Origin of the sequence: Kitasatospora sp. NBC_01287, assembly GCF_026340565.1 — a bacterium.
Taxonomy (GTDB): Bacteria; Actinomycetota; Actinomycetes; order Streptomycetales; family Streptomycetaceae; genus Kitasatospora.
Genome location: NZ_JAPEPB010000001.1, coordinates 6,974,980 through 6,985,406, shown reverse-complemented (window position 1 = coordinate 6,985,406; position 10,427 = coordinate 6,974,980). Strand labels below are relative to the sequence as shown.

7 protein-coding genes are annotated in these 10,427 nt (G+C 75.5%); 6 read left to right on the top strand and 1 reads right to left on the bottom strand.

All coding sequences use genetic code 11. The annotated features are described in order from the left end of the window. The gene (locus tag OG455_RS30635) at positions 1–3,681 is read left to right on the top strand and encodes a hypothetical protein (protein ID WP_266299269.1); all 3,681 of its coding nucleotides are present in this window, start codon (positions 1–3) and stop codon (positions 3,679–3,681) included. A 150-nt stretch (positions 3,682–3,831) separates the two neighbouring features. Here the strand turns inward: OG455_RS30635 and moaA are convergent, their stop codons facing one another. Then, positions 3,832–4,845 (bottom strand): GTP 3',8-cyclase MoaA, encoded by a 1,014-nt coding sequence (gene moaA, locus OG455_RS30630; RefSeq protein WP_266299267.1) that lies wholly within the window; start codon positions 4,843–4,845, stop codon positions 3,832–3,834. A gap of 130 nt (positions 4,846–4,975) precedes the next feature. Between moaA and OG455_RS30625 the strand changes: the two genes are divergently transcribed. The 5 genes from OG455_RS30625 (at position 4,976) to OG455_RS30605 (ending at position 10,401) form a co-directional block, all read left to right on the top strand. Continuing rightward, positions 4,976–5,692: an NTP transferase domain-containing protein gene (locus OG455_RS30625; RefSeq protein WP_266299265.1), complete on the top strand. Its 717-nt coding sequence runs from the start codon at positions 4,976–4,978 to the stop codon at positions 5,690–5,692. A 140-nt stretch (positions 5,693–5,832) separates the two neighbouring features. Continuing rightward, positions 5,833–6,837 carry a hypothetical protein gene (locus tag OG455_RS30620; protein ID WP_266299263.1) on the top strand — a complete coding sequence of 335 codons (1,005 nt, stop codon included), beginning with the start codon at positions 5,833–5,835 and terminating at the stop codon, positions 6,835–6,837. Positions 6,838–7,243: 406 nt separating this feature from the next. Further along, positions 7,244–8,101 carry a hypothetical protein gene (locus tag OG455_RS30615; RefSeq protein ID WP_266301017.1) on the top strand — a complete coding sequence of 286 codons (858 nt, stop codon included), beginning with the start codon at positions 7,244–7,246 and terminating at the stop codon, positions 8,099–8,101. 236 nt (positions 8,102–8,337) lie between these two features. Then, positions 8,338–9,180: a (2Fe-2S)-binding protein gene (locus OG455_RS30610; RefSeq protein ID WP_266299261.1), complete on the top strand. Its 843-nt coding sequence runs from the start codon at positions 8,338–8,340 to the stop codon at positions 9,178–9,180. Positions 9,181–9,381: 201 nt separating this feature from the next. After that, on the top strand, positions 9,382–10,401 hold the full coding sequence (locus OG455_RS30605) for a DUF2637 domain-containing protein (protein WP_266299259.1): 1,020 nt from the start codon (positions 9,382–9,384) through the stop codon (positions 10,399–10,401). Positions 10,402–10,427 lie beyond the last annotated feature (26 nt).

Below are 10,427 nucleotides of genomic sequence, written 5' to 3'. Positions count from 1 at the left end.
GTGCTGGCCGCCGCGACCCTGACCGCCGCGCCGAGCGCGCAGGCCACCGGCGCCGGCGGCACTCCTCCCCCCGCGGCAGCCGCCGGAAAGGCCGCCGCCCCGGCCCTCTCCCCGCAGGCGCAGGCCATCCTCACCGCGCGCGCCAAGGCCAAGGCCACCGGGCAGCCGGTGAGCGTCGACGTGCTCACCGACGAGGCCTCGGACACCGTGGTCAACCCCAACGGCACGCTGACCACCACCTCGCACGCCGAACCGGTGCGGGTGCGGCGCGGCACCGGCTGGGCCGCCGTCGACGCCACCCTGCACCTCAACGCCGACGGAACGGTCAGCCCGGCCGCCCTCCCCGCCGATCTCACCCTCTCCGGCGGCGGCGCGGGCCCGCTGGCCGTGCTGGCCGACAGCGGCGGCAGGAAGCTCGCGGTCAACGCCCCGTTCACACTTCCCAAGCCGACCCTGAGCGGCGACACCGCCACCTATCCCGGCGTGCTCGGCCCTGACGTCGACCTCCAGGTGACCGCGCTGCCCACCGGCGGCTGGCGTGACGTCATCGTGGTGAAGACCGCGGCCGCGGCGGCCAGGCCGGAGCTGAAGAAGCTCCACTTCCCGGTCTCCGGCGGTGGTTTGAGCACCAGCAGCGACGCGGCCGGCAACATCGCGTTCAAGGACGCCGGCGGCACCGAGCGGTTCTCCTCGCCGCCGCCGCTGCAGTGGGACTCCAGCACCGCGGCCCCGGCCGGCGGTTCGACCCCGGCCGGCGCGCCCCAGGCGCGCAAGCCGGCCGCGAGCGGCAGCGGGGCGGCGAACGCCGCGGCCGGCGACGAGGCCGACACGTCCTCCGCCGCCGAGCCGGGCGACCACGCCACAGTGGCGCCGATCGCCGTCAGCACCTCGGGCGGCGCGGTCGACCTGACGCCGGATCAGAACGCGCTCGGGCACGGCACCGGCCCCTGGTTCCTGGACCCCTCGATCAGCGTCACGACCTCGGGCGCCAGCCAGCAGTCGGTCGAGGTGCAGGAGAACCATCCCGAAGCCGAGAACGCCGACCAGCTCGCGCAGTTGGGCACCGGCTACTGCGGCTACTCGGACTGCACCGGCTACGGCCGCTACCGCGCCTACTACCGGATCGGGGTGCCCTCGCAGCTCACCGACTCCAGCACCTCGCACGGCCCGCAGACCGTCTACAGCGCCACCCTGTACACCCAGGTCACCAGCGCCGCGGCGCCCGGCACCCCGACCCCGATGGGCCTGTACTGGACCGGGCCGATCAACCAGTGGACCAGGTGGGACGCCCAACCCTGCGGGACCAACGGCACCATGGCCGGCTGCACCAAGATCGGTGACAACTGGATGGACCCCGCCGGACCGATGACCTACTCGGTCACCTCGCAGATGCAGCAGGCCTCGGCCGGCAAGTGGCCCGACTTCACCATCGGCCTCGCCCCCGACGACGAGAACAACGCGGCCTACCGCCACCACTTCGCGAACAACCCCTACATCGTCACCAACTACGATGTCGCTCCCACGATCTGGGGCCCCTCCACCACCCCCACCCCCGGCTTCGCCGACACCGGCGCCCAGGCGCCCTGCACCAGCGGTGGCACCAACGCCTGGGACAACCCGGGCTGGCTCGGCTCGAACCAGAACATCCAGCTGAACGTCAACCTCTGGTCGCCGACCAACCTGCCGGTCACCACCGTCTACCACCTGTGGGGCAGCGGCGGCGCCGCTGACAACCAGACCATCACGGTGGACAACGGCATCAGCTACGGCACCTCGCACGCCGGCGTCGGCGGGCTCAAGGACGGGCACGTCTACGGCTGGTACGCCGACAACTACGACGCCGAGCCGATCAGCAACGGCCTGGGCTCCTCGGACTCACCGCAGTGCTACTTCGGGGTCGACCAGACCGCACCGACCGTCGGCATCAGCTCCACCGCGTTCCCGCCCTCCGGCACCCCGAACGACAACCCCCAGTACTTCGCCAACCACCCGGAGAAGCCCGGGACCTTCCAGCTCAACGCGAGCGACCCGGCACCGGCCGCCGGTGGCAGCGCCTCCGGCGTGGCGTGCATCCGCTGGGCCACCACGGCACTGGACGCGAGCGTCACCGGCTGGCAGTGCGGGCAGAGCGACACCACCTCCGGCGCCTCCGGCTCCTTCGCCTTCAGCCCGAGCCTGTGGGGCACCAACGTGGTCTACGCCCAGTCCAAGGACCGCGCCGGCAACTACAGCCAGCTCGCGCAGTACACCTTCTACGCGCCCTGGGACAAGAACGCCACCCCGGTCTTCGGCGACGTGACCGGCGACCGCCGCCCCGACATCCTGCTGCCGGACGGCTCGGGGAACCTGCACTACGTCGGCGCCAACACGGACGCCGCACGCTCGCTCGCCGCCCAGGCGACCGCCGCGCCGGGCGCCCAGGACCCGGCCTTCCAGGGCGCCGACAGCTGGGCCGACTACCAACTGACGCACCGCGGTTCGCTGCAGTCCGGTTCCTTCGTCGATGACGTGATCGCGCACAACACCACCACCCCGGCGCTCAAGGCCAACCTCTACCGGCTGAAGAACGACGGCATGGGCAACTTCCTGGGCAAGCCGACGCAGCTCACCAAGCCCACCAGTTGCCGCGACGCCAACAACGTGAGCGCCAGTTGCGCCACGCTCGGCATGCCGCCGGACTGGAGCCAGGCCACCCAGGTGCTGGCGCTGGGCACCCCGACCGGCGAGAGCACCACCCCGGTCACCACCACCAACCCGGACGGGAGCACGACCACCAAGTACGTCGTCTCGCAGACCTGGCTGCTCGCGGTCGAGAACAAGAACCTCTGGCTCTACGCGCCCACCCCCGGCGGCACCCTGGCCTACGCCCGGCTGCTCTCCACCAGCGGCACCTGGGACCAGTACGACCTGATCGCCCCCGGCCCGGCCGGCGGCGACAGCAACAGCAAGGCGACCCTGTGGAGCCGGGCCCAGGACGGGACCATCCGCTCCTACTCCCTCGGTTCGGCGACCGCACCCGACTACTCCGCGTTCGCCGACCCCGCCAAGGGCACCACCATCCTCACCGGCGCGACCCGTGCGGCCTACCCGCGGATCGGCTCCTCGGGCGACCTGAACGGCGACGGCGTGCCCGACCTCTGGGCACTCAACAGCCAGGGGCACCTGGTCAGCTGGCCCGGCGCCACCGCCGCGGGCAGCAACGCCGTCACCTCCTTCAGCACCGGGCAGAACGGCGCCCCCGCGGCCGACCTCGGCCTGGTGACGGTCGCCATCGGGCCGGACGGCAACGGCAGGACGGACCTCCCGGCCGGCACGGTGCTCCACTCCGGCGACACCGTCTACGCCGCGCACACCCGGCTGGCGATGCAGAGCGACGGCAACCTGGTCCTCTACTCCCTCAACTCGGGTGCCGCGCTCTGGTCCACCGGCACCTACAACCACCCCGGCGCCTGGGCGGCGTTCCAGAGCGACGGCAACCTCGTCGTCTACCAGCCCCAGCAGGACCCGGTGACCGGCAGCCCGGTCTACCCCGTCCCGGGCACCTCCGCCTACGCCCTGTGGAACACCGGCGGGCACCCGGGGGGCGTCCGCGCCTCCGTGCAGGACGACTCCAACTTCGTGATCTACGACGCGAACACCAACCCGCTCTGGAGCAGCGGCACCTGGCAACCGAATCCGTGACGTGACCGCACGACCGCACGCACCGCGTGCACCGCACGACCGCATGCACTGCATGCACCGCACGCACCGCACGCCGCGGGGGCGGGCCACCCGGTGGTCCGCCCCCGCGGCGTGCCGTCGCGGGCCCGGCCCAGGATCGGCCCCGGGCGCTCAGCCGCCGATCGCCGACATCGGCCGCTCCGGCTGGACGAAGCCGGCGGAGTTGATCTCGTGGCCCGGGCCCTTGCGGGCGATGGTGTTGCGCCAGGCCCGCTCGATCTCGGCATCGCCCGCCCCGCCGCGCAGCAGGGCGCGCAGGTCGGACTCCTCGGTCGCGAAGAGACAGTTGCGCAACTGGCCGTCGGCGGTCAGCCGGACCCGGTCGCAGGTGCCGCAGAACGGACGGGTGACCGAGGCGATCACGCCGACCACGGTGTCCGTCCCGGCGATCCGGAACTCCTCGGCCGGCGGGGTGCCGCCCTGGGCCCCGAGCGGCGCGCGCGCCACCGGGAGCAGGTCGAAGCGGGTGCCGAGCACCGCGAGCAGCTCGTCGGCGGTGATCATGGCCGACCGGTCCCAGGCGCCCTGGGCGTCCAGCGGCATCGACTCGATGAACCGCAGCAGGTAGCCGTGCTCGGCCGCGAAGTCGACCAGGTCGAGGATCTCGTCGTCGTTGACCCCGCGCACCGGCACGGCGTTGATCTTGACCGGCGCCAGCCCCGCCGCCCGGGCCGCGGCCAGGCCCGCGAAGACGTCCTCGATCCGGTCCCGCCGGGTGATCTCCTGGTAGCGGTCGCGCCGCAGCGTGTCCAGGCTGACGTTGACCCGGCGCAGCCCGGCCGCCCGCAGCTCGCCCGCCAGCCGGGCCAGCCCGATCCCGTTGGTGGTCAGTGACAGCTCGACGCCCAGCCCCGTCAGCCGCTCCACCAGCCCCGGCAGGCCGCGCCGCAGCAGCGGCTCGCCGCCGGTCAGCCGCACCGAGGCGATCCCCAGCCGGCGCACCGCGATCCGGGCCAGGCGGACGATCTCCTCGTCCGTGAGCACCTCGGCCCTGGGGAGCCAGCTCAGGCCCTCGGCCGGCATGCAGTAGGTGCAGCGCAGGTTGCAGCGGTCGGTCAGGGAGACCCGCAGATCGGTGTGGACCCGGCCGAAGCGGTCGACCAGCGGGGAAGGGGCGGTGTGCATATCGGCCAGTAGAGAACGGCGCGGCGCAAAGATCCAGCGGCGCATCGACCGGCTTCCGTCCAAGGTCAGCAGCGCACCCTTGTGCAATCACACAGGGCGGCGGGGGCCCGGCTGCCGCCATGCTGGTGGCATGGCCGAGCCCCACCCGCCCGCAGCCGCCCCCGACGTGCCCGCCACCGGGCCCACTTCCGGGCCCGCCGCCACGCCCGCTTCCGATGCCGCCACCGGGCCCACCGCGCCCCCGGCCGCCCCGGCCGCCGCCCCCGTGGCCGGCCTGGTGCTGGCCGCCGGCGGCGGGCGGCGGCTGGGCGGGCGCCCCAAGGCGCTGCTGCCGTTCCACGGCCGGCCGTTGGTCGAGCACGCCGTGCGCACGGTCCGGGACGGCGGCTGCTCCCCCGTCCTGGTGGTGCTCGGCGCGGCCCGCGACCAGGTGCTGGCCACCGCCGGGCTCGACGGCTGCACGGTGCTGGCCAACCCCGACTGGGCGCAGGGCATGGGCGGCTCGCTGCGGGCGGGCCTGGCCGCGCTGCCCGCCGACTGCTCGGGCGTGCTGGTCTCGCTGGTCGACACCCCGGGCGTCACCCCGGCCGCCGTGGCCCGGCTGCTGGCCGCCCACCGGGCCGGCGCCGCACTGGCCGCCGCCGCCTACCAGGGCCGGCGCGGCCACCCCGTGCTGATCGGCGCCGCCCACCTGGCCGAGGCCGCAGCCGGCGCGCGCGGCGACGCCGGTGCCCGGTCGCTGCTGACGGACCGCCAGGCCGAACTGCTGCTGGTCGAGTGCGGCGACATCGCGGTCCCCGACGACCTCGACACCCCCGCCGATCTGGCCCGCTGGTCGGCGGGTTGACTCCCACCGGCGGCTCGGCCCACCGTCGGTTCCACCCTGAAAATCCCCTGATCATTCAGCCATTCGCTGCCACCGCGGGGCCCGATCGGGGAGCATGGAGGGCGACCCGCCCATCTCCACCCGAACGGACGGTGCGCGCCTTGTCCGGACACCCGCTGCCCGACGACTTCACCGGCAACGACCCGTGGACCGGCGCCGGACCACCCGCGGGTGACCCGCTCCCCGAGGCCGTGACCGCACCGGGCACGGCGCAGCCGATCCGCTGCCCGGCCTGCCGCCGTGAGCACGTCTACGAGCCGCCCACGCTGCCCTGCCCGTGCGGCGCCGCGCTCAAGGTGCCGCTGCTGCGCGGCGGGGTGCCGGTGCAGGTGCGGTTCCGCTCCTGGGAGGACTCCTGGCTGAGCATGCGCTGCCCGAACTGCGGCCGCTCGGACCAGTGGCCGCAGCCGGAGTTCACCTGCAACTGCGGCGCCACGGTGCGCCTGCCGGTGGACCGTGCGCCACGCGCCGGCACCACCGGCCCGCAGGGGTCGCGTCCGCTGGGCGTGCGTCCGCAGACGGGCGCCACCGGTGCGCCCCGGTACGACGGCTCGCTCTACGCCGACCGCCCGGGCCATCCCGGCTACCCCGGCTACCCCGGCTACCCGGCCGGAGCGCCCGGCAGTGGCGGAGCGCCCGGGAGTGCCGGCGCGCCGGGCTCCCCCGTCCCGCCTGCGGCGCCGCCCACCGTGCCGCAGGGCGGCCGCTGGCAGAACCGGCCGCCGTTCCGCCCGCACCCGATCCGCACCGCGCAGGACGCCGTGCTGAGCGCCGCCCGCTACCTGGAGTGGCTCGGCTTCGGCGAGTTGGAGCTGACCGAGGGCCAGGAGCGCGAGGCGGTGACCATGCTCGGCGAGCGCGTGGTGGCGCAGGTGGACACCTGGCCGGAGCAGGCCGACATGCGCTCGGTGGAGTGCCTGTGGCTGCAGACCCTGCACGCCGAGGAGATGGCGGCCGCGATGTTCACCACCGCCGGGTACTCGCACCAGGCGACGGTGCGCGGCGAGCAGCTGCTGGTGGCCCTCTTCACGCTGGACGAGAGCGGGGTGCCGCAGCCGGTGAACGGCGCGGCCGAAGCGCTGCTGGAGACCGGCTGGACCTCCTGAGCCCCGCCGGCCCCACCTGGCGGCCGCCCGACCCGCCATCCGACCCGTCCGCCCCACCGCCCGAGCCACCGCCTGACCCACCGTCACCAGCTGCCCCGTGAGGCGCCCGGCCGCCACCCCGAACCGAAATACGTCGCGCTCGTGATCTGGTGCACAAGCTCCCCCGAGTGTTGAATTGCGGATGCTCCACGGCCGTGACCGCTGGGTCCTGTCCGCCTGGAGCACCGCATGGCCGTGGGGCACCGCACACAAGGAGGTGGCGTTGTCGGAGCACGGAACGGCCCCGCTCGGCGGGGGGACGCGCGGCCGGCCGGCGGATGCCGACCGACATCAGGACAGCGAGCCGCGGCGCGGCGGGCCGACCCGACCCGGCGGACCACCGGGAGTGCCGCCGCACGGCGGGGGGCTGCACCCCGGGGCGGACGGCCCCCTCGACGAGATCACCAGCGGCACGGTCTGGCGGCTGCGCTCGCGCGCCTGCTGGCAGGAGGCCGCCGAACTGCTCACCCAGGACGCCGAACGGGACGCCCGCACCGCCCTGGTGCGGGCCGAACTGCTGATCGAGCAGTGCCTGTTCACCGCCGACCACTGGGAGCAGGCCGAGGTCGCGCTGCGGATCGCCGAGGCCGGCGTGACCAGCACCGAGCAGCGTGCGGCGGCCGCCTGCGCGCGCGGCTTCCTGGCCTACCTGGGCAGCGTGCTCGGGCCGCGCGACCGGCTGGACGAGGCGCAGGCCGCGCTCGGCCGCACCTCCGCGCTGCTGCCGCCGCACGCGCCGGGGCGTCCGCTGCTGGACTTCCGGCGCGGGCTGGTCGCGGAGAACCTGCTGCGCGACCAGACCGCCGCCTGGATCGCCTACCGCCGGGCCCACGACGGGGCGCTGGCCCGCGGTGACACGCTGCTCGCCTCCTCCACCTGGCGCCACCTGGCCGCCCTCGCGCTGGCCGGCGGTGACCGGGGGCGGGCCCGCGAGGGCTTCGCCGCCTCGCTCCGGCTGCGCGAGGAGCTGGGCTTCATGGTGGGCGTGGCCCCGGCGCTGGCGGCGCTCGCCGAGGTCTCCGAGCCCCCCGAGGCCAGGCGGCTGCGCGCGGAGGCCGGGCGGCTGGTGCAGGCGCTGGGGGGCGTGCCGGTCTGGCTGGTGGGCCGGCTCGGAGAGGACGGTGAGGACGGCAGTCCCGGCGGGCCCCCGGGCGCCCCGCGCGGCGCACCCCCGAGCGCGCGCCCGGGGGTGCCGGGCGCGCGCGGGGTGGCGGGGGCGGCGTAGGGCCCGCCTGACGGCTCCCGCCGGGCGCGCGCCCAGGGGGCGGGCGCCCGGCGGAAGGCCCCCACGCACACCGCGGGCCCCGGACGCCCCCGCAGGCTCCCGCGTCCCCCGGACGGACGCCGTCGGCACGATCTCCGACGACTCGTCAGATAAGGTGAGGCTAACCTGATTGGACGGGGGTGCGGCATGAGCCCGCGCGCCCCGTCCGGCCTCCCCCGAGCCGATGGGGTCCCGCCTTGCCCGAGTGCGCCGATCCGGACCCGCGCCTGCCCTTCGCCGGCGCGTACACCGCCTTCGCCCAGGTCTTCCCCGACCTGCGGATCCAGCACCGCGGCACCGCCCACCCGCACGAGGGGTGGGTGCCCACCCACCGGCTGCTGACCGATCCGGCGCTGCGGGCCCGGCTGATCGCCGCCGAGGCCCGGCACGGGCGGGACCGCTACGGCACCGCGCCGCGCCCCGACGTGGCCGCCGGCTTCTGGCTGCACCGCTACACCTGGCCGCTCTGCCTGCTCTTCACGCTGCCCTGGTTCCTGGAGCGCCGCGTCCCGCTGCCGGCCGTCGAGCAGTTGGCCAGCCGCCGGGCGGCGGGCGGCGGCGGACCGGCCGAACTCGCGCTGCTGCCCGGCCCCGACCGCGCCCCCACCGCCTTCGCCTGCCTGCCCGACGACCCCGCGGCGCGCCGGCCCGGCGCCCGCCCGGTGCGCGACGAGGCGGAACTGCGGAACGTGCTGCGCACCGCCCTGGCCGACCAGTTGGCGCCGCTCCTCGCCGCCTTCCGCACCGAGCTGCGACGCGGTCCGCGCACCCTGTGGGGGCTGGCCACCGACGAGCTGGTGGAGGGCCTCTGGTACGCCGCGGGGCTGCTCGGCGAGGAGGAGCGCGCGGTGGCCGCGCTCGCCGCGCTGCTGCCCGAGGGGGCGGACAACGCGCCCTTCGGCGGGGCCGCCGCGTTCCGCACCACCGGGCCCGACCGCCAGGGCGCCGCACCGGCGCCGGCGCGCACCCGGGTGAGCTGCTGCCTCTACTACACGCTGCGGCCCGCGGAGCTCTGCGCCGGCTGCCCGCGCGGCCGCTGACGGGGCGGCGACTCCGACGATCACCTCGGCCGCCGACCGCGCGTTGGTCATACCATCATTCTGACGAAACGTCAGTCTTTGCTCTCTCCAGTGTATTTACTCCCAAACCACCCGTGCGGCCCACCGTCGTCCGCCATGATGGACCTCCCTCGGGTGGCCCCGTGCCATCCGCCGCCGAGAGAGCGAGGCTGGTTCAGCGCCATGAAACTGTCGGACATACCACTGGGCTGGGCCGTCGCCGCCGCCGTCGTCCTGCTGCCGGGCGCCCTCCTGGTGGCCTTCCTGCGCAGCAGGGGGGCGGCCGCCGCGCGCGGTGCGGACTCCTGGGAGCGCACGGAGGAGCGGCGCCGCCGCAAGGAGTCGCTCTACGGCGGCGCCTCGTACACCCTGCTCTTCTGCTGCGCGGCCGTCGCCGCCGCACTCTCCTTCCACGGCCTAGTCGGCTTCGGCACCCAGAACCTGGCCCTGTCCGGCGGCTGGGAGTACCTCGTCCCGTTCGGCCTCGACGGCGCCGCGATGTTCTGCTCGGTGCTCGCCGTGCGCGAGGCCAGCCACGGTGACGCGGCCCTCGGCTCGCGCCTGCTGGTCTGGCTCTTCGCGGGCGCCTCGGCCTGGTTCAACTGGGTGCACGCCCCGCGCGGCGGCGGGCACGCGGGCGCCCCGCAGTTCTTCGCGGGGATGTCGCTCTCGGCCGCCGTGCTCTTCGACCGGGCGCTGAAGCAGACCAGGCGGGCGGCGCTGCGCGAGCAGGGCCTGGTGCCGCGCCCGCTGCCGCAGATCCGGATCGTGCGCTGGCTGCGCGCCCCGCTGGAGACCTACGCGGCCTGGTCGCTGATGCTCCTGGAGAACGTCCGCAGCCTGGACGAGGCGGTCGAGGAGGTCCGGGACACCAAGCGCGAGGCGGTGGTCAGCCGCGAGCGCCAGCGGCTGGCCAGCCGCCGCGAGCGGGCCGAGATCCGCGCGATCAACCGGGCGCACGGCGGCTGGGGCCGCGGCCGTTCCGGCGCCGCCGCACGCCAGTTGGAGCCCGGCGGCGCGGAGCCCGCGATAGCGGCGCCCACCGCTGCCAAGGCCCCCGCCGCGGAGGCCGCCGCGCCCGGCCTGCCGACCCGCCAGGGGCGCCGGACCATCGACCTCACCACCGAGGACGACACCATGACGCTCCCCCGCCTCGACTCCCTGGAGCAGAAGCTCAAGGACCTGGAGCGGCAGTTCGGCTAGCCGGCCGCCGGGCCGGCCCGCGCGGC

Coding starts and splice junctions, on each gene's coding strand:
- moaA (WP_266299267.1), bottom strand. CDS start 4,845: ATGCACACCGCCCCTTCCCCGCTGGTCGACCGCTTCGGCCGGGTCCAC.
- OG455_RS30605 (WP_266299259.1), top strand. CDS start 9,382: ATGAAACTGTCGGACATACCACTGGGCTGGGCCGTCGCCGCCGCCGTC.
- OG455_RS30625 (WP_266299265.1), top strand. CDS start 4,976: ATGGCCGAGCCCCACCCGCCCGCAGCCGCCCCCGACGTGCCCGCCACC.